Genomic DNA, 24,322 nt, shown 5'->3' on the forward strand with positions numbered 1-24,322 from the left:
CGGCGGGTCTTGGGCCGGCGCCCCGCTCAGCGGAGGCGCAGCACCGCGCAGCCGACGGAGCCGGCGCGGTCGACGGAGGTGATCAGGCCGATCCGGTCGCCCGAGGGCGCCCGCTCCGCCTCGGAGAGCAGGGTGGCGATGCCGAGCGTGGTGGCGGCGGCGCCGGTGTCGCCTATCAGCTCGGCCGGCAGATGGGTGATCCGCGCCGAGTCGGCGCCGGAGCCGCCCAACGCCTCGCTCACGGCCGTGAGTTCGGCCTCGCCCGCGGTGCCGGGCGCGCCCGAGCAGGCCACCGCCGACACCTCGTCCGGCGTGACCTCGGCGCGCTGGAGGGCGCGGCGCAGGGTGCGCGCGAGCGCGCCCCGGGTGTCGCCGTCCAGCTCCACGCCCAACTCGACGGCCAGCACCTCGGCCAGCACCGGCTGGTCCTCGCCGCCGGCGGGCTCGACCAGCAGCACGGCCCCGCCCTCGCCGAGCGCGGCGCCGGCAGTCTCCCGCTCGGCGGAGCGGTGTTCGAGCCAGGCGCGCGCCGGGGTGAACTCCTCGGCCGAGCCGCACAGCACGGCCCGCGCGCGGCCGGTGGACAGCAGCCTGCGGGCGTAGTTCAACGCGTGGAGCCCGGCGCTCCGGCCGCCGGCGACGGTGGTGTTGGGCCCCTTCAGCTGGTACCAGATGGCGCTCTGGCCCGCGGCGCAGTTCATCACCGTGTTGGGGAAGCGCGCCGGGTCGACGAAGAACGGCTTGTCGCCGGTGAGCGACTCCCTGGTGAAGTCCATCATCGACTGGGCGCTGCCGGTCGTGGTGCCGAGCACGAACGCGGCCTCCTCCCCGGTGCCGACGCGGCGGTTGCGCTCCGCCTCGTCGAGCAGCTGGCCCACGGCGGTCACGGTCAGCCCGGTGACGCGGTCCATGGAGCGGGTGCCCTTCTTGCCCAGCTGGGCGCGGACGTCGAAGCCGGGCACCAGGCAGGCCGTCTCGTGCGGCATCGGGCCCAGCGCGGGGTCCAGGGGGGCGGCCGTGGCGCGGCGTTCGGCCATGCCGGCGTTGAAGGCGGCGCGGCCGACCCCGAACGGGGAGACGGCCGACCAGGCCGTGATGACCGGACGCCGGGTGGCGACGGTGGTGGGGCTCATGTCCGTCTCGTTCCTACTCGCAGGGTCGTCGTGGGGCGCTCGGAGGCGCGGGCCTGGGCATCGGCGCGGTGGTCGGCGCGGTGGTCGACACGCTCGTCGGCGCGGTGGTCGGCGCGGTCATATGAAGAACACCAGCCGGTAGTCGGGCCAGCGCGGGGCCAGCTCGCCGTCGGCGACGGGCACCACGCCCGGCGTCAACCGCGCGGCGCCGCCCGGCAGATACGCCGCCAGCGACGACTCCTCGGCGAGCACCCGCACGCCGTTCTCCAGCAGGGTGACCAGGTCCCGGCGATGGTCGCTGAGCGTGGTCACGGTCGCCTTGCCGAACCGCAGCTCGGGAACGGTCGCCGAGGCCGCCGCGTAGCAGACCGCCTGGCCGCGCAGCAGCAGGTCGAGGCCGCCGAGCTGGCGGTGCATCTCGACCGACAGATACAGCTCGTCGAAGAACTGCTTCTCCAACGCGCCCCGGTAGGCGCGCTCCACGATGCCCAGGCAGCGCCGCTCGTCGGCCTCCTCGACCGTGTCCGCGCCCGCCCCCGAAGCCGGCTTCGTCCCGTGGGGCATCTCAGATCACCCCGATCTTGATGACCCGGCGGGCGGCGGCCACGTTCGCCGCGTACCCGGCCGGGGGCCGCAGCACCACCTGCGGCAGATGGTCGTGGGCGCCCCGGTCGTCGCTGCAGAACCGGCAGCCGTACCAGTACAGCTGGTCGGGGAACGCCTCCAGCATCCCGCTGGCCACCCGGGCCATCGAGGGATAGTCGGTGTTCCAGTCGGCGAGGTTCCGCGGCTTGTCCTCGCCCAGCGCGCGCTGGGTCAGCAGCGTGGCGTAGCCGCACGTCCACACCTGGACGCCGGCGCCGCGCTCCAACAGCGCCTGGGTCAACCGCAGGGCGCTGGTGACCTGGTCGGACGCGTGCGGGGCGCCCATCAGCGTCACCAGCACGTCGGTCTTCGGAATGCGTCGTGCCATCGCTAGTGCCACACCACCTGTACGTCCGGGTCGAGCACCCAACGGGCCAGGTCGTCCATGCCGGCGACCTGGGTCCTGGGACGGAGCGACGCGTCGGCCAGGCCGCGCTGCGCCAGTGAGAAGTCGTCGGCGGCGAGCGTGCCGCCGGCCGCCTGGAACGCGTCCAGCCGCTCGTCGCTGCCGGGCAGGGCCAGCGCCACCCCGTCCTGGACGAGGTAGAGCAGCACCCCCCGCCCGGCGGCGGCCAGCGCCACCGCGTCCCTGCGGAAGCCGAACTCCCCGACGTCGGCGCGGCCCTGGCTCTCCACCAGCAGATGCCGAGGCCGCCCGGCCGCTCCCTCCCAGGTGGTGTTCACGCGTCCCGCACCGCGCCCGTCTCCGTGCCGTTCACCGCGTCCAGCACCCGCTGGTCCAGGCTGACCAGCTTCCAGTCGCGGCGGTTCTCGATCACCGCGTACCCGTGGGTGATCTTCCCCGTGGAGGTGAGGACGGGCTTGCCGTCGCGCACGACATAGGTGTCCATCCGGGAGGTGTAGACGAAGTCCTTGAAGACCTCCTCCACGGTGAACACCGTGTACAGCACCTCCTCCATCAGCGCCTCGTCGGTGAGGGTGATCGAGGAGTGCGGCACGACCGGGATCCAGCGGCGGTCGTCCAGCAGGGACTTGATGGAGATGCCGCGCTCGGCGACGAAGAGGTCCTTGGCCTCCTCCATCAGCCGCAGGTAGCCGGACATCTGGAGGCGCTCCGTGAAGTGGCAGTACGGGTAGGGGATCCGCCACTTCCAGGCGTAGGCGTTGGCGCCCTGGGTGAGCGCGGCGAGCAGCGGGTCGGACGGGTCGTCGGAACGGACGATCGTCGACGGGTCGTGCTCGGTGCCGGCCGCGGCCTCGACCACGGCGGCCGAGGGCTCGACGCCGGTCGCCGCGTGCCCGCCGAGCCGCTCCACGGCGAACCTGGCCAGCGCCTCGGGCGCCGGCTCGGCCGCCGCGAGATAGCCGTCGATCCGCAGCGCGACCCGGACCTTCGAGGTGACGGCCTTCAGGGTCTCCCCGTCCCGCTCGACCTCGATGACGACCTTCAGACCGATGGTGCCGTCCGCCTCCTTGGTGTTCGGCGTGACGGTCGCGGTGGCCAGGTCGTCCATGTGGAACGCGTGCAGGATGCGGGTGTCCAGGCCGACGATGTCCAGGCCGAGACCGTGCTCCTCGTACAGGCCGCGCGCCGGCAGCCCCGACTGCCGGAAGTGGTCGAGGACCGCCTCCTCGACCATGTAGTTGACGTGCTTGAAGCCGATCCAGGTGCAGATGTTGGACCCCTCGTAGCGGGGCCGCACCTGGGTGCTGCTCTTCGTGTCCAGCAGCGCCTTCACTGCGGTTTCGGTGACGATGCTCATCTCTGGGGCTCCAAAGTGCGGGAATCGGATGCCACGGTCGCGGCGAGAAACGCGTTGAGCGTGTGGGTGAACGCGGCGGCGTCCTCGATCATGGGGAAGTGGCCGGTCTCCGGCAGCAGTTCGGCCCGGGCGTCGGGCAGCGCCGCGGCCAGCGCGAGGGCCTCGCCCGGCGGGGCGGCGAAGTCACGCTCGCCTGCCAGCAGCAGGCACGGCACGTCGAACCGGTCCACCCGCAGATCGGGTGTGCGCAGATACAGGTCGAAGAAGCGCATCCACCCGTAGGGGCCGACGAAGTCCCGCACCCGCTCGCCCATGGCTCGCTGGATGTCGGGCGCGAACCGGCCGGCCGAGTGGACCCGGATGCCCTCCTCCATGATCAGGTGGAAGTCGTTGAGGTAGTAGGTGATGGTCTCCCAGTCGAACTCCTCGGCCGAGGCCCGGTAGAACGGCGAGACCAGCGCCAGGGCCCGGGTGTTCCGCTCGGCGAGCGGCGCGCGGCCCTCCTCGGCCTCCCGGTGCAGCACGTCCAGCAGCAGCGTCGCCGCCATGGAGTGCGCGACCACGACCTCGGGACCCCCGGGCACCGCGTCCAGCGCCTGGCGCAGCCACACGCCCGGGTCGCCGCGCCGCGCCCAGTCCTCGACGCCGCCGTTCCGCCAGGGGAGCTGAGCCGTCCAGACGGAGCAGTCGGGCGGCAGCAGCGGCAGGCAGGAGTCCCACAGGGACTCTCCCGCCGCCAGGCCGTGCAGCAACAGCAGCCGGGGCCCGGCGCCGTGCGTGCGCCGAGCCACCGTGACCGGCGGCTCGGCCCCGGTCGTGCCGTTCACGGCGCCCCCGGCGCGATCAGTTCGAGGCCGGCGCTGGCGTCGTCACCGGCCGTGCCGGCCAGCGCCACCACGCGGCCGACGGCGCCCTCGTCGAACCAGCCGACGGCCGTGGCCAGTTGCAGGACGCCCAAGGCGCCCGAGGCGCGCCCCGAGTGCTCCGGCAGGGCGGCGCCGGCCTCCACCGGCAGCGCCGCCGGGGCGTCGCCGCCCGGCCCGGCCTCCGGGCCGAGCCAGCGGGCCTCGTCGCCCGACAGCCTCTCCAGCACGGCGGCCGTGTCGCCGGCCCTGGTCTGCCTCCCGAGGACCGCGCGCGGCGCGACCCCCCGCTCGGCGGCGGCCTCGGCCGCCTCCAGCACGACGGCGGCGCCGCCGTCCACGGCGCGGCGGCCGTCCAGCAGCCGGCGCACCACCTCGTTGTCCGGCTCGACGCCCAGCACCAGCACCCGGCTGACCCGCCCGGCCCTGATCATGGTCGCCGCCCAACGCACCGCGTCCAGGCCCGAGGTGGCGCCGTTGCACACCATCAGGTTGGGGCCGCGCAGCTGGTAGCGGATCGCGATCGAGGAGGCGATCACGTTGCTCGACGCGTTCGGCAGGTCCATCGGGCTGGTGCCGGTCACCGTCTCCTCGCGGATGGTGTCCAGCGCGCGGGCGACGGTGTCCAGATTGCCGTAGTTGGAGCTGGCCACCACGCCGACGGACTCGGCGGGCACGGTGGTCCCGGTGGGCTTCTCACCCTCCACGAGACCGGCGTCGCGCAGCGCGGCCACCGCCAGGCAGTAACCCAGCTGCGTGGCCCGGTCCTTGTACCGCAGTCCCTTCTTGCCGACCAGCCCTGCGGGCGCCGGCGGCTCGCCCCCGGCGGCGGGGCCCGTCAGCAGCGCGGGCAGGGAGTCGGCGCCGGGCAGCAGCACTGCGGCCCCGGTCACCACCACGGACGCGGTCATCGGGCGGCCTCCACGATCGCGACGGCGTTGATGCCGCCAAAGCCGAAAGCGTTCAACTGGGCGACGCGCACCGGCGCCTGGGCCGGCTCGCCCGTGACGAAGCGGAAGCCGGCGGCCTCCTCCACGGGCTGCTCCAGGCCCAGCGTCGGCGGCACCCGGCCCTCCTCCATGGCCCGCACGCCCATCACCAGATTCAGCAGGCCGGAGCCGCCCGAGGTGTGGCCCGTCATCGACTTGACCGCCGTCATCAGCGGCCGGTCGCCGTCCTCGCCCAGCACCTCGGCCATGGCGGTCGCCTCGGCCTCGTCGTTGAGCAGGGTGCCGGTGCCGTGCAGCATCACCAGGTCCACGTCGGCCGGCTTGACGCCCGCCAGCCGGTGCGCCGAGCGGATCGCGGTCGCGATGCCGTCCGGGTCGGGCGCCGTCACGTGGTACGCGTCGCAGTTGACCGCGACGCCCCGCAGCCGGGCGCGGACCGCGCGCTCGCCCGCGGCCTCCGCGTCGCGGTGCAGCACCACGGCGGCGGCGCCCTCGCCCATCAGCACCCCGGTGCGGTGCGCGTCGAACGGCCGCACCCGGTCCGGCGGCGCCGGGTGGACCCGCTCCAGCAGCCCGTACATCGACTCCGTCAGCACGTCGACGCCGGCCACGATCACCGTGTCCGTGTCGTCCTGCTCCAGCAGGTCGGAGGCGAGGGCCAGCGCGTAGAGCGAGGCCGAGCAGGCGTTGGAGAAGGTGTGCGTGTCGTCGGCGCCGAACCGCTCGCGCAGCGCCGTCCCGAAGTGCAGCCCGGCGTCGTCCAGCTCGGCACCGTCCCGCCACCACAGCTCGGCCGAACGCAGCTCCCGCAGCCCGGTGCCGACCAGGATCGGAATCCCGGACAGGTCATCGCCGAGGCCCGCGTCCGCCGCGGCCTGCGCCACCGCGTCCAGCAGCAGCCCCGTCGCCCGCGCCGGCACGTCCACGCCCTCGGGGCCGCGGTCGTCCACCTCGTACGCGTGCCGCGCGCGGAACCTGCTGCGGTCGAAACCGCGCAACTCCGCGTGGCCCGTGCGCCGCGCGCACAGCCCGTCGAACAGCTCGGCCACGCCGCGGCCCACACTGGCCACCGCGCCCATTCCGGTGATCGGACGGCTCAGCATCATGCCTCCCAGGCCGGGGCGGCGCCCGCCGCCTCGGCCGCGGTGTCGTAACGGCCAAGCAGCACCACGGCGTTGTTCCCCCCGAAGGCGAGGCCGTTGTTCTGCACCACGCGAAGCTCGGCGGGGACGGCCTCGTTCGGCACGCAGTCCACCTGGCACTCGGGGTCGGTGGTGACGTGGTTGATCGTCGGCGGGATGAAGTCGTTCTGGAGCGCGAGGGCGCATCCGATGGCGCCCAGCGCGCTCGCCGCGCCCATCGAGTGGCCCAGCATCGACTTCATGGAGACGGTGCGCGGCGGCGTCTCGCCGAACACCTCGCGGATCGCGCCGGTCTCCGTGACGTCGTTCGCCTGGGTGCCGGTGCCGTGCGCGGAGACCAGGTCCACCTGCTCCGGCTTGACGCCCGCGTTCTCGTGGGCGAGCCTCATGCACTCGGCGACGCTCGCCTGGTTCGGCGCGACCGGGTGGTAGGCGTCGCAGTTGAGCCCGTAGCCCAGCACCTCGGCGTAGATGGTGGCGCCGCGCTCCAGCGCGGACTCCAGCCGCTCCAGGATCAGCACGCCGGCGCCCTCGCCGGTGAGGATGCCCTTGCGGTCCACGTCGAACGGCTGGCAGCGCTCGGGGGCGATGGTGCCCAGCCGGTAGAAGCCGGTGAACGTCTTGCGGCACATCGCGTCGGCGCCGCCGCAGAACGCGAACTCGGCCTCCCCGCTGCGCACCGCGTCGAAGCCGTAGCCGATCGCGTAGTTCCCCGCGGCGCAGGCCGTCGGCACCGTCACCGCCTCGACGTCGGGCAGCCCCAACTCCTGCGCGATGACGACCGAGAGGCGCGCCGCCGGCACCCGCCGCGCCGCCTCGCCCTCGAACGCGCCGGCGCCGTCGGCCACCTCGCGCTCGACCAGCTGGTCGAGGTCGTAGGACTCGCCGTCGGTGGTGCCGATCGAGATCATGCCGCGCCGCTCGCGCAGCGCGTCGAGGTCGAGCCCCGCGTCCGCCAGCGCCATGCGGGCGGCGGCGGCGGAGAACTGGGCGGCCCTGCCGAGCTGGGCCGGCTCCAGCCGCTCGATCCAGCGCTCGGGCTCGAACTCCGTCACCTCGCAGCCCTGCGCGTGGGCGAAGCCCTCGGTGTCGAAGACCGAGATGGGCCGGGCGCCGCTGCGCCCGGCACGCAGCCCCTCAAGGAACCGGTCGGCGCCCAGGCCGATGCTGGAGACCACGCCGAGGCCGGTGAGCACCACCCGGTGCCCGGCCTCGTCGCCCGGCGCCTTGGCGCCGGCGTCGAGCCGTGTTGCCGTCATGACTGCCCCTTCACTCCCACGGTCGTGGGCCGCCCGCTGGACGGCCCCCCTCGGACCGCGCCCGCCCGCTGACGCCGGCGACGGCGCTTCACCAGCCGGCGGACTCCGAGACCACCGCGTAGACACCCTTGAGGTTGGTCATGCGGGGCAGCTCGGCCTGGTCGATGACGACACCGAACTCCTTCTCCAGCGCGGCCAGAATCTCGATGGCGCGCAGCGAGTCCGCGTCGTGGTCTTCCTTGAAGAGGCTGGTCTCGGTGACCTCGTCCTCCTCGATCTCCAGAATGTCGCAGACGATTTCCTTGATGGTGGCAAGACGCTCGTCGCGCGTGGTGGCGGGCATACCTGTCCTCTTCTCGGTGAGGGCCCCGTGTCGGGTCCCGTGGTGTGGGAGTGAGAAGTCCGCCCCGCGGCTCACGGGCCGAATGGTCCGGCCGGCGGGCGGATGCTGCTCAAGTGGTGCGGTGTCGCTTGTCGTTCGGGGTGGTGCTTTCTCTCAAAACTTTCTAACGAGGGCGCCCGCACGCTCACAAGGAGCGCTGCAACAAGCTGCTAACCGAGCCCCTGACCAGCCGCCACTTCCCGCGCGCCGAGAAGCCGCCGACGGAGGTCGGCGACCACCTCGGCACGCCGGCCGACGAGATAGAAGTGGTCCCCGGTGAGCACCCGCAGCGTGAATCCGGCCGGCGCCACGTCGCCCCACGCCCGCACGCCGTCCACGGGCGACGAGGGGTCGTCGGCGCCCGCGTAGGCGACGACGGGGCAGCTCACCGGCATCGGGGCACGCGGCCGGTAGGTGCCGACCACGGCGAAGTCCGCGCGTATCGCGGGCAGCAGCAGCTCCCGCATCTCCGGATCGTCCAGCACCGAGCCGTCGGTGCCACCCAGCCGGCGCACCTCGGCCAGCAGCGTGGCGTCGTCCGCCAGATACTCGTCCCTGGGCGCCACCCGGTGCGGTGCGGCGCGTGCCGACACGCAGAGCCCGTCGAGCCGCACGCCGTGCAGCTTCTCCAGACGCAGCGCCACCTCGTAGCCGAGGGAGGCGCCCATGCTGTGCCCGAATATCGCCAACGGCAGGTCGGTGAACGGCAGCAGCGCGCCCGTCACCTCGTTGGCCAGCGGCTCCATCCGGTCGATGCACGGCTCGTGGAGCCGCTGCTGCCGCCCCGGATAGCGCGCCACCAGCACCTCGACGTCCGGCCCGAACGCCTCGCCCCACTCGTGGTAGAAGGCGGCGGTGCCGCCCGCGTGCGGCAGGATCGCCAGCCGCACGCGCGGCGCCCTCGTCCCCCGGTAGTGGCGGAACCAGGGGCTCTCACCTGCCGGTCCATCCGCTCGCATCCCTGGCTGCCCCCTGCTCGCTCCCGCGCCTGGACGACCGGCGTCCGCCGTCGGGAGAACAGCCGGCCCCCCTCCGGCCGTTCTCACGCCTTCCGGCCGCACTCACGGCGCCCTCTCGCCGTTCTAACGGTCGCCGGGCTGCCGCGGAGCCTCGCTTGCAGGAAGCTGCGAGTCGGAGCTCGGGGGGTCGGTGAGCAGTCCCAGCTCGGCGGCGCGCACCCCCGCCTGGAAGCGTGAGGTCGCCCCCAACACCGCCATGATCTCCGCGACATGCCGTCGATAGGTCCGCACCGAGACCGACAGCTCCCTGGCCGCCACCTCGTCGGTCACCCCGACCTGGAGTTTCTGGAGGATGCGGCGCACGGTCTCGGTCCGCACCCGGCCGCCGAAGTCCAACTGCCCCGGCGTGCGGACCGCGTTGCGCCAGACGCCGGCGAAGAGCGTGTTCAACGTGCGGATGACGCCGGGAGCGCGGATCATGGACGCGCGTCGACCGGCGGGGGACTCCGTGCTGACCAGCGCCACCCGGTCGTCCACCACCGTCGCGGTCAGCGCCGGCATCCGGGCCACCCGCGCCTCCCACGGCCGGCCCGTCCCCTGCGTGGAGAGACAACCCGCCTCCACCGCCGGCTGGTTGCACAGCAGCCGCACCCGCACCCCGGCGCGGGCCTCGGCCGCCACCCGAGCGAGGGCCGCGTGCACCTTCCTGGTCCGCGCGGGGTCGGCCGCCAGCACCACGTCCACGCTGTGCTCGGCCTGCTCGACCAGCTCCCGCACGGCCGTCACCAACGCCTCGTCGTCCAGCGTGACCTCACAGACCAGCGACCGGTGGCTGAGCTGGCTGGCGTGCTGGCGTCTGGTCTCCTCGATCAGTGTCCGGATCTCCAACAGCGCACGCTCCAGCTCATCCCCCCGGCTGCCCCGGGGTCTCTCCTGACGGTGCCGCTGGGCGGGCGACCCGGGGTGCAGCGCCTCCTGGAGGGTCTCCGAGAGCGTCGCGGCCAGCGACTCGCGGTCGGGCAGCTCCGCGCGTGCCCGGTCGCCGTCCGGCAGCAGCCCCAGCTCGACGGCCCGCACCCCGGCCTGGAAGCGGGAGTTGACGCCGAGGGCGCACTTGATCTCGGCGACCAGGCGGCGGTAGGTCCGCAGCGACATCTCCAACTCGGGCGCCGCCGCCTCGTCCGTCGCCCCGTCCCGCAGCTGGCCCAGGACCCGCTGCGTGGGCGTCCGCCGCAGCCGTTGGGCCAGCCTCCGGTGCGCGGTCGGCGTCAGCGCGGTCTGCCAGGTGCCGGCGAGCAGCAGGTCCAACGCCCGCACCGTGGCCGGGTCCTCGGTGACGGCGGCCTGCGCACCGTGCCGGTCGCCGCCGCGCAGCAGCGCGACCCGGCCGTCGACGATCAGCGCCTCCTGCACGTCCCCGCCGGTGACCCTGACCTCCCAGCCGGTCGGCTGCGGGGTCAGCCCGACGGACTCCTCCTCGTCCAGCGGGGGCGCCGAGTACAGCATCCGGACCCGCACCCCGCGCTCGTAGGCGGCGTGCAGCCCGGAGAGCACCGCCTGCTCGTCCTCCGTGCCCTGCGGCGGGTGCGGGCCGGCGTAGCTGATCCGTCGCTGGGCCCCGTCGATCAGCAGCCGCGCCGTGCCCGAGGCCGCGAGGCGGCCGGGCAGCATCTGGAGGGAACGGTTGTCGGCGCCGTTGCGGTGCAACGAGACGGTGGACTCGATGAGACGCAGCGCCTGGAGCAGCGAGGACTCGATCTCATCACCGCTCGCGCCCGGCAACGGCCGGAGATGCTCTGCGGCGGATGATGGTGCGGACATTTTCCCCCTTCGAAACTTCCGAGGCCCCTCGAATGAAGCAGGAACGAGACGGAGTGAAACCGGGTTCCCCGACACGCGGAACCGTGGTCGTACGAGGTGTTCTGCCAGGAGTGAAACGGCGGCCGTAGGGGGGTTTCCCGAGGGCCGGGGAATGCGGTTTTAACGTTCAACCGGGCGCGGTTCGGCTTTGTTCGGATGAACCGACTTCCCCGACTTCCCTCGTTCCCCTCAGCCGTTGGCGAGGTGCGGGCAACTCCCGAAAAGCCTTGGGATTGCCGGCCGCGCGGTCACTCGGAGCGGTTGGCGCGCGCTCGCGCTCGGGTGCCCGGGCGGGGTGCGGGAGGCGGTTGGGCCGGGGCCTTCACAGGGTGGCCGATAAGGCGGAGCGTCGCGTGAAGCCCGTGGGAGGCGCGAGCCGCCGGGGAGGCGCCGCTCGTTCGCGCCGGCGTGCGCAGGGGGACGCCGGTCGTCGACCCGGCGCGCTCACCTGGGAGAACGCCCTGTCGTTCGCCCTCGCGCCCGGCGGCGAGGCCGGTGCGGTGGGCGGGGCGTCGGAGGCGGTGTCGTCCGCCTTCGCAGAACTCATCGGCCATCGGCTGTACATGCGTGTGGTCTCCCCCGAGACGAGTCTTCTGTTAGCGCGTCACCCGGCGGAGCGCACTCCGGCGGGGCGTTCGACGCATTCGCGGAGGGCGGGCGGTGCCGCCTTCCGTCGAATCTTCTCCTCCCGGCATATGTGCGGGCGTGCGCCTTGGCATATGCCTTTGCGGTCCCACGTGGGACACGGTCCTTCCCCGTGTCTCCCGGCCGAACCGGAAGCGTTCGACCGCGAGCCGGAGAGGCGCCGGAATCCCGCGCTCACCGCTCGGATGGGCACGCGGCCCACCTTCCTCCGGCTTCCGAATGCGAGTTCGGAAGCCGACGACACCGTAGCAGCCCGAACACGCGACTGAGCGGGACGTCGTCCATGCACGACTCCCCGCGCCCGGCGGGTAAACCGCGGTGGGGGAGGCGCTCGCAAGAACGTAGTCGAAGTTTCCGCGAATACCAGAGAGGGGTTTGGCAACTTGCTGCCAAAGCGGTCATTCGATCGACAGAAAAGAACGCAACATTCAACTTTCTCCGGCGCGGGAGTCCGACTGTTCCCGATTTGGCACAGACCGTACGCCGCGCGGACAACCGAACGTCGCTTCCCGTTGCCCTCCCTCCGACCCGTCGCGCACCGCCCCCCTCGCGCCGGAACGACCGGGGAAGCCAGGGGAACTGTTGACGAACTGTTGCGGAACGACCGCCCGCCGCACTCGCGGCAGGGCCCGCCGCCCGTTGGTTGCCCCGGCGCCGACCGTTCCAAAGGGCCGCCGCCCGACCGATGGTGGCGCGCGCCGGCGTGACGGAGTGGGCCAACGCGAAGGGGCACGCCCGGGGGAGTGTGAATCCCCGAACGCGCCCCTCGGTCGCGGTCGCCCCGGATCAGCCGACGGTGACCTCCGACTCCCGACCCGCGAGTGCGGAGAGCGCGGCCAACAACCCCTCGGCCAGCTCGTTCACCGACTCGCGCGCCCACAGCCCCTCGGGCCAGCGCCAACCGATCACCAGCCGGGGCCCGGACGCCAACTCCTGCACATGGCAGCTGATCTCAAGCCCGTGGGAGAGCCGCGTGCCCCGGGCGCCCGCGGGTCCCGGCAGCCCGACGCCGCCGCCGTCGGCGACCAGCTTCCAGTCGGCGTCGGCGTCCCCCGCCTCGGCGGCGGGGAACCGACCCAGCCACGCGAAGCCCAACTGCGGCTGCGCCGCCTCCGCCAGATCCTCGGCCAGCTCGGGCTCCAGATAGCGCAACAGGCCGTAGCCGAGCCCCTCGTCCGGCACCTCGCCCAGCGTCTCGGCGACCCGCGCCACCGCCTCGTCGCGGCCCACGCCCGCCAGGTCGAGGCGCACCGGGTGCGGCGCCGCGAGCCAACCGACCGTCCGCTCGGCGCCGCTCCTGCGCGCGGTGTCCAACAGGTCGACCAACAGCCCCTGGCCCTCGCTCATCCCGCGCCTCCGCCGCCAGTCACCGACCGACAACGCCAGCCCGGCCAGCAGCACGGCGAGCGGATCGCCCTCCGCGCCGGCGGCCCGGCCCGTGCCGAGCAGCGCGGTGGCGCCCTCCTCGGCGGACAGGCTGACCGTCAGGCTCCGCGTCGTCGCCGGCTCCTCCGGCAGGAACGGGCGGTCGGTCAGCGCGCCGTCGGACCACTCCAGGATCTCCTCCCAGAGCGGGAGTTCGTCCTCGCGCTCCTCCGAGTCCGCGGTGATCCGCTCCGCCCAGGCGCGCACCGAGGTACCGACCGGCGGCAGCTCGGGCGTCCCGCCGTCGACCACGGCGGCGTAGGCGGTGGCCAGGTCCTCCAGCAGCACCCGCCAGGAGACGCCGTCCACAACCAACTGGTGGGCGGCCAGCAGCAGATAGCCCGGCTCGTCGAAACCGCTGTCGAACCAGACGGCGCGCAGGGTCTCGCCCTGCTCCGGGTCCAGCTCGCCGACCAGGTGATCGGCCTCGTCGCGGAGCGTCGGGTACAGGTCCTCGCCCTCAAGGCCCAGCACCTCGGCCCTGGTCAGGCAGAACGCGGCGTTGACCGCGCCCGGCTCGCGGACGCGCAACGTCCAGAACGGCTCGCCCGTCCCCTCCGTCCGCGCCTGGCCTGCCTGGTTCGTCTGGCCTGCCTCGGCGTCGTCGGTGCCGTCGGCCGGCTCGGTGGTGAGGGTGAGTCGCAGCCCGGCGTGGTGGTCGACGACCGCCTGGAGGGCGTCGGCGAGTGACTGCTCGTCGGCGCCGCCCGGCGTCCGCACCAGCACCGACTGGTGGCAGCCGGCCAGCGGGCCGCCGCGCTCCCGCAGCCAACGCGCGTTGGGCGGCAACGGCAGCTCACCGGTGCCGGAGTCATGCGCGACGGCGGGTGCGGGTGCGGGCGCGGGTGCGGGTGCGGGCGCGGGTGCGGGAGGCTCCGCCTCCACGCGTGCCGCCTCCATGTGCTTCGCCGCGTCGTGCGCCACCTCTGTGTGCGCCACCTCTGTGTGCGCCGCCTCTTCGGTCGCCGCCGTGACGGTCTCCGTCTCGGGGGGTGCCGACTCGACGGGTGCCGTCAACGCGGACGGCTCCGGGGCCCCTTCGGCCTGGACGTCCCGCGGCTCCGGCTCGTGCGCCGTCCGCGCGGCCCCCGACGGGGGGCCGCCGGCCTCCACGGTGCCGCCGTTGAGCAGGGTGCCCAGGATCTCCAGCAACGCCGAACCGTCCGGGGCACGTTCACGGAGCGCCGCCAGGTCGTCGGCGGCGCGCAGCGCACGGTCCACGACCTCGCCGTGGGAGACGGAACCGTCCGGGCCCACCAGCGCGGGCTGGTCCACGGCCACCGCGACGGGTGAACGGGGCGCCGGCGTCACGGCGATCTCGGGCCGGTCCAGGGCCAGTTCGCCGGAGCCTGCCTCCGCCGCCACCAGCGTCAGGTCCGCTTCCGAGGTCTCCGTCGACGCGGCGGCACCGCTGGCCAGGGTCGCCAACAACCCGACCACCAGGTCGGCGGAGCGCGCCACGCCCAGCGCGACCTTCGCACCCGGGCCGATCTCCCGACCCATGAGCACGGCGGTCAACCTGCCCACGCGCTCGTACAGTTCGGCGTAGGAGAGAGTGTCGCCGGAGAGCGCGACGGCGGGCGCGGCCGGCGTCTTGGCGACCTGCACGCGGAAGGCGTCGGGAACGGTGGCCCGAGGCCCGGCGCCCAGCGGCGCCCCGCCCGCGTTCGTGCCCGCGTTCGTGCTCCGCGACGCGACCGACGGCGACTCGGCGGCGCGGTCCGTCTCCGCCCTCGGCGCGGGGGCGGGGGCGGGGGCCGTTTCGGGTGCCGGTGCCGGTGCCGGTGCCGGTGCGGCCTCCGGCTCGGAGGCCGGCTCGGAGGCCGGCTCGGCCTCGAACGCCGTCGCCGGGAACGCCGTTTCCGTTTCCGTCTCCGGCTCCGTCTCCGGCTCCGTCCCCGTCTCCGGCTCCGTCCCCGTCTCCGCCTCCGGCTCGCTCACCGCCGCCGGGGCGTCGTTCCGCGGAACCCCGACCTCTCCGGTCGACGGCGCCGCCTCCCGCTCCGGCAGGTTGTCGATGCGGAGTGCGACGGTCGGGTTTGGTGGCTCGGCCGGGACGTCGTTGGTGGCGGGCCGGTCGGCCCCCGGTTCGGGCAGGTTGTCGATGCGGAGTGCGACGGTCGGGTTCGGCGGTTCGGCCGGAGCGTCGTTGGTGGCGGGCCGGTCGGCCCCCGGCTCCGGCAGGTTGTCCACCCGCAGCGCCATCGTCGGGTTCGGCGGCGCCGCCTCCGGCTCGGCCGTGCTCGCCGCGTCAGCCGCCTCCGGCGGCGGCGGGAGCTTCAGCATCATCGTCGTGCCCGGGTCGGCCGCCGGCTCGTCGACCGGTGCGCCCGTCACCCGCGGGTCGACCGGGGCCGGGGACGCGACGGGAACCGGCAGCGTCTGCCGGTAGTCGGGCACCGGGCCCGGCGCCTCCGCCGGGTCCGCCGCACGCGGGGCGGCCCCCACGAGACGCCCGTCCTCCGTCCAGCGCACCACCGCGCCGGTGCGCAGCATCCTGGCTCCCGGCTCGCCGTGCGGGTCGGCGACCAGCCGGGCCGCCGTCGCGCCCGGCTGGCCGGCGTAGCCCCTGGCCAGACTGGGGCCCGTGACATACAGCTCGCCGGCGACGCCGATCGAGGCCGTGCGCAGCAGCCCGTCCAGCACCTGAAGTCGCATACCGGGCGCCGGAGTTCCCCAGAGGGCGGCGCCGTCGAGCCCGTCGAGGCCCTCCGGCCCCTGCGGCCCGGTCACCGTCGCCGGCACCCCGCTCTCCGGCACCGCGCGGGTCACCAGGGCGGCGGGCCGCGCGCCCGCCTCCCTGGCGGTGCGCGGCGTGCCGGGCACGACCACGACCAGCCCCTCGGGCAGCGGTCCCGCCAGCCCGAGCGTGGTCAACTCCTGGTCGCCCAACGTCAGATGGCTCACCGCCGCCTGGCCGAGCAGCGTCGCCAACGCCTGCCCGCCCGGCACCTGCGCCGGCAGCACCAGCGTCGCGCCGTTCAACAGCGCCGCGTACACCGCGCGTTCCGCCTCGGGGTCGCCGGGGCGGGCCGTGGCCAGGGAACGGCTGCCGGCCGTCAACCCGGTCAGCCGCAGCGCGGCGTCCGCGAGCGCGGCCACGCCGGCCTGGGTGACCAGCGCGCCGGGGCCCGAGGCCTGGTCCCTGGCGTGGCTGACATAGGCCGGGCTGGCGCCCCGCAGCGGCGCGACGCGCTCCGCGTCGGTCGGGTCGCCCGCGTTGCCCGCCGGACGGTCCCGGTCGGCGGCGGTGTCCTGGTCGGGACGGCCGCCGGCGACGTCGGAGAGGCGCAGCTGCGTCGTCGCCTCGGAGTCCAACGAGCCGTCCGAGGGGCCGTCCGAGGCCGGCTCGGGGTCGTTCGGCTCGCCGAAGCCGCTGGTCAACTGACGGACCACGCCCGGGTCGTCGAGGATCAGACGCCCGGGGCCGAGCCCGGTGCGCAACCGGCCGCTGTTCGCCTGGTCGGTGATCAGCAGCAGCGGCGCGGCGGCCGTCAGCAGCCGCTCGGTGCGGACCAGGGGCTCCGTCGGGTCCAGCAGCAGGTGCGCGGCACCGGACTTGAGCACGCCGAGCATCGCCACGACGAGATCGGCGGAACGCGGCAGCGCGATCGCGACGACCCGCTCCGCGCCGATGCCGCTCTGGATCAGCAGCCGGGCCAGCCGGTTGGCGCGCAGGTTCAGCTCGGCGTAGGACAGCTCGCCCGCCTCGGTGACCAGCGCGGGGGCGTCACGGCGCTCGGAGACCTGTCGTTCGAACCGCTCGACCGCGGTCTCCGTCGCCCTGGCCCGCTCCGCGCGGCCCTGGAACGCGGTCAGGCGCACCCGCTCCGCTTCGCCCGGCCGGCCCACGGCCGCCGTGCGGGCGCCCGGGGTCAGGGCGAGCGCCGTGAGCAACTGCCGCACGCGGCCCAGCAGCCGCGCCGCCGCGGCGCCGCCCAGCGCGTCGGGCCGGTGGCCCAGCCGCAGCGTGAGGCGCTCGCCCGGGACCACGGCCAACGTGACCGGCGTCGCCTCGGCATCCAGCCTGCCCACGGACGTCAGCCGCGGCTCGCCCGCGTGCGCCGGCCTGGCCGGCTCCCGCACCAGCACAGAGGAGTCGAAGAGCGTTCCGGCGCCGGCCAGTTGACGCAGCGCGGCCAGGGTCACCCGGCCGTGCGGCAGCAGCGCGGTGCGCTCCGCGTGGACGCGCCCGAGCAGCTCCGTAAGGGGCTCGGCCGGGTCGATCCGCACGCGCAGCGGCACCGTGTGGTCGAACGGGCCGAGCGCGCCGGCCGCCTCGGGCGACCGGCCGGGGGCCGTCACGCCGAGCACCACGTCCCGACGCCCGGTCAACGCGCCGAGCGCCAGCGCCCACGCGGCGTGCGCGGCGGCCTCCAGCGGCACGCCCCTGGCGTGAAGTGTCGCCGTCAGCCGCTCGGTCACCGAGTCGGACAGCTCGACGGCGACCGTCTCCCGCGCCGTGTCGGGCGCGCCCGGCGCCTCGGCGGCCAGCGTCGGCCCGCCCAGGTCGGCGAGGACCGCGCGCCACGCCGCGAGGTCCGCCTCCCCGTCGAGCGCGGTCAGCTCCGGCAGCGCCGCCCGGTAGGAGGGGGCCGCGGGGACGGCGGCGAGGTCGTCGGCCGCGTAGAGATGCAGCAGCTCGCCGGGGAGCAGCGAGAGCGAACGGTCGTCGAGCAGCAGCCGGTGCGCGGTGAGCACCAGTTGGTGCCGGTCCGCGCCGAGCCGCACCAGGGCGCCCCTGGCCAGCGGCGGGGCGTCCAGCGCGAACGGCTGGTCGCGCTCGCTGCGCCGCACGGACAGCAGCCTGCCGTCCTGCCGGTGGGCCGGCACGTCGCCCAGGTCGATCTCCTGCCAGGGCAGGTCGCCCGCCGGCCGTGGCGCCTCGGCGCCGGCCGGGGCGAGCCCGGTGCGCAGCGCGTCGTGCCGGCGCAGCAGCGCGTCGAGCGCGCCGCGCAGCCGCGCCGCGTCCAGCGGGCCTTCCAGGTCCAGCGTCAACTGCGCGGCGTGCACCGCCGCCCGGCCCTCGCCGGGCGCCAGCGCGCCCAGCAGCTCCGACTGGCGCGCGGTGAGCGGCCCGGGCCCGGTGAGCGCGGCCGGCTCGGCGGCCGGCGGGCCGGCGTCGGCGGGGCGCTGCCCCGCGAGATCGGCGAGCGCGGCCAGCCAGTGCCCGGCGATGGCGGTCAGCTCCGCCTCGCCCAGGCCGTCGCCGCCGCGCCACTCGGCGGTCAGCACCGGGCCCCGGCCGGACTCCACGGTCCGCACCTCCAGGCCCAGTTGACGGCCGGGCGGCAGCGGGGCTCGGCCGTCCTCGGCGGCCTCGGAGACCGGCAGCCAGTCGGAGTCCTGCCCCGTGCCGGGGGTGCGGCCCCGGTAGCCGAAGACGATCCTCGGCTCCGGCGCCCCCGCCAGCACGGCGGACGTCTCCGCGTTGAGCCAGCGCAGCAGGCCGAAGCCGGCGCCGCGGCCCGGCAGGGCGCGCAGCTGGCCGGCGACCCGGCCCAGCGCCTCGGCCGGCACCTCGCCGGGGTCGACGGCCGCCGGGTAGCTGTTGGCGAACCAGCCGACCGTGCGCGACAGATCGGCCCCGCCCGAACCCTCGCCCCTGCCGTGCTCCACGATCTCCACCAGCGTGCGCCGCCCGCCGCCCAGCCCGCGCTCCGCGCGCCACTCGGCGACCGCGACGCCGAGCGCCGTCAGCAGCACGTCCACCGTGTTCACCGGGAGGCCGGGGACCGACAGTCCGGCGCCGGCGCGCAGCACGGCGGCCGACACCGCCGGGTCGACCGTCACGGTGTGCCGTCCCGCGCCCGCGCCGCCCGGCGCCACCGGCGCGTCCGGCGCGTCCAACACCTGCCGCCAGCCGTCCAGCTCGGCGGAGCGCGCGGCGGCCTGCCGCGCCAGGTCCAGGGCCAGGGCGCGCGCCGAGGTGCGCACCGCCGGCAGATGGGGCGTGGCGCCGGCGGCCAACGCCCGGTAGGCCGCGTGCAGATCGGGCAGCAGCACCCGCCAGGACGCGTCGTCGATCACCAGCCGGTGCGCCACGACCAGCAGCCGCCCGGCCCGCCCCGGCCCGGTGTCCAGCCACACCAGCCGCAGCATCACGCCGTCCCTCGGCGACAGCTCGCCGGCCGCCTCGGCCAGCGCCGCGTCCACCGAGGCGCCCAACTCCCGCTCGTAACGGCCGAACACGTCGACCCGCCGGAACGCGCCCGCCGCGTCACCCGTGCCCGGCTCGGCGATCTCCAGCGCCCAGCCGATCGCGGCCGAGCCGACCAGCCTGCCGCGCAGCGCGTCATGGTGGTCGAGCACCGCGCCCAACGCCCCGACCAGCGCCGACTCGTCCAGCCCGCCGGGCACCTGGAGCACCATCGCCTGGTGCCCCTCCGGGCTTCCGTGCCGCTCGGCGAGCGCCAGCAGCTGCGGCGTCGCCGGCAGCAGCCCGACGCCCGAGGGGCCGCCGGCCGCGCGCCCGGCCGCCGCGCCCAGATACTCCAACTGCCCGTGGGGCCGCCACCGCGCCAGCTGCCCGGTGCGGAACATCCGCGCCCCGGGACCGCCGAACGGGCAGGCCACCAGCCGCTCCGCCGTCGTGTCGGCGCGCCCCGTGTAGCCCCGCGCCACGCCGGCGCCCAGCAGATACAGCTCGCCCGCGACCCCCACCGGCACCGGCCGCAGCGCCGCGTCCAGCACGAACGCCCGCGTCCCGACGACCGGCCCGCCGAGCGACGGCGGCTGCCCGCCGCCCAGCGGCGTGCTGACCACGGCCAACGCGCTGGTCTCCGCCGCCGAGAGGCCGCCGACCAGCGTCCGGCCGCGCGACCAGCGCGCTACCAGCGCGGCGTCCACCTCGGTGCCGTCCAGCACCAGCACCCGCAGCCAGGGCAGCTGCTCGGGCGTGGCGCCCGACAGCGCCGCCGCGTCGACCAGCGCGTGTGTCACCTGCCACTGCGTCATCAGCTCGGTCGGCAGCCGCCGTTCACCCGCGTCCGCGGGCGCGACCAGCAGGGCGGCGCCCGTGGTCAGTGCCACCGTCAGCTCCAGCAGCGAGCCCGTGGAGCCCGGCCTGGCGTACATCAACACCCGGTCGTTGCCGGTGAAGACGAAGCGCTGCGCGGCCGTCGCGCTCAGGCTCGCCAGCCCCGTGTGCGGTACCACCGTCGCGCCCCGTGCCCCGCCGGCGTCCACCAGCAGCGCCGCGTGCGCCGGCTGGAGCCGGCGACGGCGGTCGGAGTCCGTCGGGTTCGTCGACTCGGCCCTGCCCAGCTCGACCAGGGTGTCCGGCGCGTCCAGCGGCAACGTCGGCACCTCGGCGCGCGCCCCCGTCGTGAACGCCGCCGCGCACGCCCGGGTGGTGAGCGTCAGCGCGGGCCGCACCCCGGCCGGCCACGCGTCGCGGCCGGCCGGGTCGACCGGCAACGAGACCGCGCCCGCCTTGGCCACCGCGAGCGTCGCCACCACCAGATCGACGGACCTCGGCAGCGGCAACGCCACCACGTCCTCCGGGCCGACGCCGCGCGCGATCAGCAGCCGCGCCAGCCGGTTGGCCCGCCCGTTCAACTCGCCGTAGGTCGCCAGCCCGTGCTCGCCCAGCAGCGCCGGCCGCTCGGGCCCCCGTTTGACCTGCTGCTCGAAGAGCTCCGGCAGGGTGCGCGCCCACAGCGGCACCCCCGAGTTGTTGAAGTCGACCAGGACCCGCTGCCGCTCGGCCGGGTCCAGCACGTCCACGGCGCCGACCGGCTGCTCCGGGTCGTCGGCCAGCGCCACCAGCAGCCGCTCAAGGCAGCCGGCCAGCCGCTCCACCGCCGGCTGGTCGAAGATGTCAGGCCGGTAGTCGAAGCGCAGCCTCAGATCAGGCGCCGCGCTGCCCAGCACCGTCAACGGCTGCGGTGAGCAGTCCAACTCCCGCACGCCCACCAGCCGGGGACCGCCCGCCGGCGCGCCGTCCGCCAGCGCGTCGGCGACCGAACGCACCCCGAAGCCCACCACCGTGTCGAAGAGCCCGTCCGTCGGCCGCGGCGGCGTCGCGTAGGGCAGCGGCTCCAACGCCCGCTGCCCTTCCGAAACCCGCCGCAACAGGTCAAGCAGCGTCTCCTCGGGCCCGAGCGCCACCCGCAGCGGCAACACCCCCGCCAGCGCGTCCAGCAGCGAACCGCTGCCCGCCACCTCCGCCGGACGCCCCGGCAGCGCACTGCCCAACACGACCTCGGAACGCCCCGTGAACCGCCCCAGCACCAGCGCCCACGCCGCGTGCAGCACCGCCGACAGCGTCGAACCCGTCCGGTCCACCAGCCCGTTCAACCGGTCGGAGAGCCCGACCGGCAGCGGATGCGCGTACGACTCCCGCGCCAACGGCACCCGCCGGTCGCCCGAACGGGTGAGAAAACCGGGCTGCCTGATCTCGCCCAACACCCGCTGCCACGCCGCCGCGTCGGCCTCCGCGTCCCTGGCCGCCTGCCAGTCGAACCAGCCGCGCGACGACGGCGGCTCCGGCAGCTCCTCGTCCGAACCGCCCGCCGCCAGCAGCGCCAGCAACTCGGCGACCAGCAACGGCCGCGCCCACCTGTCCAGCGCCAACTGGTGGTGCGTCACCAGCAGCAGATGCCGCTCGGGCGCCGTCCGCAGCAGCGTGAACCGCACCAGCGGCGGCTCCGCCGGCGCCAACCGCCGCCCGCGCTCCACCTCGGCCAGCCGCGCCACCTCGCGCTCCCGCAGCAGCGGCGGCAACGCGCTCAGGTCGTGCTCGACGAACGGCAACTCGGGGTCCGCCGGGAGGAACCGCACCGGTCGCGCCGCGTCCTCGGCCAGGAACCCGGCCGTCAACGCCGGGTGCCGACGCAGCAACGTGCCGATCGAGGCACGCAACGCCGCGACGTCCAGGGGCCCTTCCCACGCGCACTCCACCTGCCCGGTCAGCAGCGCCAGCGCCTGCTCGTCGGCGAGGGCGCGGGAGAGCAGATCGCGTTGCGAGGGCGACAGCGGAGCGACATCCGCGAGCCTGGACTTGCCCATAACTCGGACTCCCCAATTCCCGGTCCAGCTAGGCTGGCACCGTGCTGGACATACAGCGGTTCCCCCCGTAGCAGACCATCCGGGCGGCCTCCCGTCGGTGCCCGATGCAGCTTCCGGAAACCCTGGCCATCGGTACGACCGGAATCCCTGGCCATCGGTGCAGCTTCAGGAAAACTGGGCCCGCTCCCCGTCATGGGCGGCCGTTCGGTGACAGTCTGGACATCGCTCGTCACACACCAGCGTCACGGGCCTCGCCCCCACACACCCGCTAGCCCCCAGGGCAGGATCGATGGAACTGGCGTTCTTCCTCGTCATCGCCGCCGCCACACTCGCCTTCTTCGTCGCCGCGCTCTCCGCCGGCGCCGGCCGCATCCTGGGGCTGCGTCTCGGCCTGATCAGAGCCACCCTCACGGGCGGTGCCGGCGCCGCCGTCTTCTGGATGGTCGGCCAGCTGATGGGTGACGCCCGAGGCGGCGCCCTGATCACGGTCCAGCTCGGCCTCGCCGCCGTCGCCGCCCTGCTCTTCCTGGCGCTCTCCGAGGTGCTGCTGCCGACCGGTTCCCTTGCCAACGTGGTCCGTTGGCCCGGCCGCATCCGCCGCCAGATCGCCAGGACCCGTCGCTACTCGGCGCTCAGCCGCATCGCCATCCGCCACGGCCTCGGCAGCGCCCTCAGCGGCCGGGGCCGCAGCCGAAAGGGACGCCCGGCCAGCGGCGAGAGCTACCGCTCCACCGCGATCAACCTCAGGCTCGCCCTGGAGGAGGCCGGCGCCACCTTCGTCAAGGTCGGCCAGCTCCTCTCCACCCGCTACGACCTGCTGCCGATGGAGTTCATCGAGGAGCTGGCCCAACTCCAGCACCAGGTCGCGCCCGAGCCCACCGAGCGCATCACCCCCGTCCTCCGCGAGGCGCTCGGCGCCGACCCCTCGGAGATCTTCGCCGAGTTCGACCCCCAGCCGCTGGCCGCCGGCTCCATGGCCCAGGTCTACCGGGCCCGGCTGCACAACGGCGACGCGGTCGCGGTCAAGGTGCAGCGCCCCAGCGCGCGCGACGTCGTCGAGCAGGACCTCGACATCCTCTTCCGCCTCAGCAGCAAGCTGGAGCAACACACGGACTGGGGGAGGAACTTCGGCGCCACCGAGCTGGCCGCCGGCTTCGCCGCCTCCCTCCACGAGGAGCTGGACCTGCGCGTCGAGGCGCGCAACATGGTCGCCATCGCCGCCTCGGCCGGCGCCGACGACCCGGAGATCGACGTCGCCATCCCCCGCGTCTACGAGGAGCTGTCCTCCGAGCGGGTGCTCGTCCTGGAGTGGCTCGACGGCGTCACCCTCGACACGGCGGGCCCCGTCCTCGAAGAGCGCGGCCTCGACCCCACCGAGGTCGCCCGCAGGCTGCTGCGCTGCCTGCTGCAACAGATCATGACCGGCGGCGTCTTCCACGCCGACCCGCACCCGGGCAACATCATGCTGCTGGAGGACGGCCGCCTGGTGCTGCTGGACTTCGGCTCCGTCGGCCGCATCGACCGTTCCCTGCGCTCCTCGCTCCAGACCATGCTGCTGGCGATACACCGGCAGGACCCGGCCGCCCTGTGCGACGCCATGCTGGAGCTGGTCGAGCGCCACGAGGACACCGACGCCGACCAACTGGAGCGCTCGCTCGGCCGGTTCATGGCCAAGCACCTGGCGCCCGGCGGCCCGCCCGACCAGGCCGCCATCTTCGCCGAGCTGTTCGTCATGGTCACCGCGCACGGGCTGCGCGTGCCCCCGGAGTTGGCCGCCGTCTTCCGCGCCATCGGCACCATCACCGGCTCCGTGCAGCGGATCGCGCCCGACTTCGACCTGGTCGAGGAGGCCCAGTCGCTGGCCGCCGGCCAGATACAGGAGAAGCTCACCCCCGAGGCCGCCGGCCGCACCATCGCCGAGGAGACGCTCTCCCTGGTCCCGGTGATCCGCCGGCTGCCCCGCCGGATCGACCGCATCACCGACTCCCTGGAGGGCGGCCGACTCGGCTTCCAGGTACGGCTGTTGGCCGACCCACGGGACCGCCGCTTCATCCGCGGCATCGTCAACGACGTGCTGCTGTCGTTCCTCGGCGGACTCATCGGACTGATGGGCGTGCTGCTCCTCCGCACCGACGACGCCGAGGCCAACGAGATCGCCGGCTCCCTCACCCTCTACGACGTCATCGGACTCAACCTGCTGATGTTCAGCGGTGTCCTGGTCCTGCGGGTGATCTTCTCGATCATCCGCGCCCCCAGATGAGCCGGTCGGCCCGGTCGGACTGTCAGTGCCCTCGCCTACGGTTCCACTGACCCCTTCGTCCGA

14 protein-coding genes are annotated in these 24,322 nt (G+C 74.8%); 1 reads left to right on the forward strand and 13 read right to left on the reverse strand.

Going from position 1 to position 24,322, the window contains the following annotated elements:
- Positions 1 to 26: 26 nt before the first annotated feature.
- The 13 genes from FH715_RS07255 to FH715_RS29285 form a co-directional block, all read right to left on the reverse strand.
- Positions 27 to 1,133, reverse strand: a complete 1,107-nt coding sequence (locus tag FH715_RS07255; protein WP_139641967.1) for a beta-ketoacyl synthase N-terminal-like domain-containing protein — start codon at positions 1,131 to 1,133, stop codon at positions 27 to 29.
- A gap of 117 nt (positions 1,134 to 1,250) precedes the next feature.
- Positions 1,251 to 1,697: a hypothetical protein gene (locus FH715_RS07260; RefSeq protein WP_246108612.1), complete on the reverse strand. Its 447-nt coding sequence runs from the start codon at positions 1,695 to 1,697 to the stop codon at positions 1,251 to 1,253.
- A 1-nt stretch (position 1,698) separates the two neighbouring features.
- Positions 1,699 to 2,106: a hypothetical protein gene (locus FH715_RS07265; protein WP_139641969.1), complete on the reverse strand. Its 408-nt coding sequence runs from the start codon at positions 2,104 to 2,106 to the stop codon at positions 1,699 to 1,701.
- A gap of 2 nt (positions 2,107 to 2,108) precedes the next feature.
- Positions 2,109 to 2,462: a hypothetical protein gene (locus tag FH715_RS07270; RefSeq protein WP_139641971.1), complete on the reverse strand. Its 354-nt coding sequence runs from the start codon at positions 2,460 to 2,462 to the stop codon at positions 2,109 to 2,111.
- Positions 2,459 to 3,502, reverse strand: coding sequence for a hypothetical protein (locus FH715_RS07275; protein ID WP_139641973.1), 1,044 nt, complete (start codon positions 3,500 to 3,502; stop codon positions 2,459 to 2,461). The genes FH715_RS07270 and FH715_RS07275 overlap by 4 nt, the downstream gene beginning before the upstream one ends.
- Complete coding sequence (locus tag FH715_RS07280) at positions 3,499 to 4,329, reverse strand: alpha/beta fold hydrolase (protein WP_139641975.1); 831 nt, start codon at positions 4,327 to 4,329, stop codon at positions 3,499 to 3,501. The genes FH715_RS07275 and FH715_RS07280 overlap by 4 nt, the downstream gene beginning before the upstream one ends.
- Positions 4,326 to 5,276, reverse strand: a complete 951-nt coding sequence (locus tag FH715_RS07285) for a beta-ketoacyl synthase N-terminal-like domain-containing protein (RefSeq protein ID WP_139641978.1) — start codon at positions 5,274 to 5,276, stop codon at positions 4,326 to 4,328. Before FH715_RS07285 ends, FH715_RS07280 begins: the two co-directional genes overlap by 4 nt.
- Positions 5,273 to 6,418 (reverse strand): beta-ketoacyl-[acyl-carrier-protein] synthase family protein, encoded by a 1,146-nt coding sequence (locus FH715_RS07290; RefSeq protein WP_139642312.1) that lies wholly within the window; start codon positions 6,416 to 6,418, stop codon positions 5,273 to 5,275. The genes FH715_RS07285 and FH715_RS07290 overlap by 4 nt, the downstream gene beginning before the upstream one ends.
- On the reverse strand, positions 6,418 to 7,716 hold the full coding sequence (locus FH715_RS07295; protein WP_139641980.1) for a beta-ketoacyl-[acyl-carrier-protein] synthase family protein: 1,299 nt from the start codon (positions 7,714 to 7,716) through the stop codon (positions 6,418 to 6,420). The genes FH715_RS07290 and FH715_RS07295 overlap by 1 nt, the downstream gene beginning before the upstream one ends.
- 88 nt (positions 7,717 to 7,804) lie before the next feature.
- Positions 7,805 to 8,059 carry an acyl carrier protein gene (locus FH715_RS07300; protein ID WP_139641983.1) on the reverse strand — a complete coding sequence of 85 codons (255 nt, stop codon included), beginning with the start codon at positions 8,057 to 8,059 and terminating at the stop codon, positions 7,805 to 7,807.
- A 209-nt stretch (positions 8,060 to 8,268) separates the two neighbouring features.
- On the reverse strand, positions 8,269 to 9,057 hold the full coding sequence (locus tag FH715_RS07305; protein WP_139641986.1) for a thioesterase II family protein: 789 nt from the start codon (positions 9,055 to 9,057) through the stop codon (positions 8,269 to 8,271).
- A 123-nt stretch (positions 9,058 to 9,180) separates the two neighbouring features.
- On the reverse strand, positions 9,181 to 10,878 hold the full coding sequence (locus FH715_RS07310) for a hypothetical protein (RefSeq protein WP_139641988.1): 1,698 nt from the start codon (positions 10,876 to 10,878) through the stop codon (positions 9,181 to 9,183).
- A 1,470-nt stretch (positions 10,879 to 12,348) separates the two neighbouring features.
- The gene (locus FH715_RS29285; protein ID WP_139641989.1) at positions 12,349 to 21,999 is read right to left on the reverse strand and encodes a condensation domain-containing protein; all 9,651 of its coding nucleotides are present in this window, start codon (positions 21,997 to 21,999) and stop codon (positions 12,349 to 12,351) included.
- 289 nt (positions 22,000 to 22,288) lie between these two features.
- On the opposite strand from FH715_RS29285, the gene FH715_RS07320 reads away from it, so the two are divergent.
- Positions 22,289 to 24,259: an ABC1 kinase family protein gene (locus FH715_RS07320; protein WP_139641991.1), complete on the forward strand. Its 1,971-nt coding sequence runs from the start codon at positions 22,289 to 22,291 to the stop codon at positions 24,257 to 24,259.
- Positions 24,260 to 24,322 lie beyond the last annotated feature (63 nt).

Source organism: Streptomyces sedi (genome assembly GCF_006335015.1).
GTDB lineage: Bacteria > Actinomycetota > Actinomycetes > Streptomycetales > Streptomycetaceae > Streptomyces > Streptomyces sedi.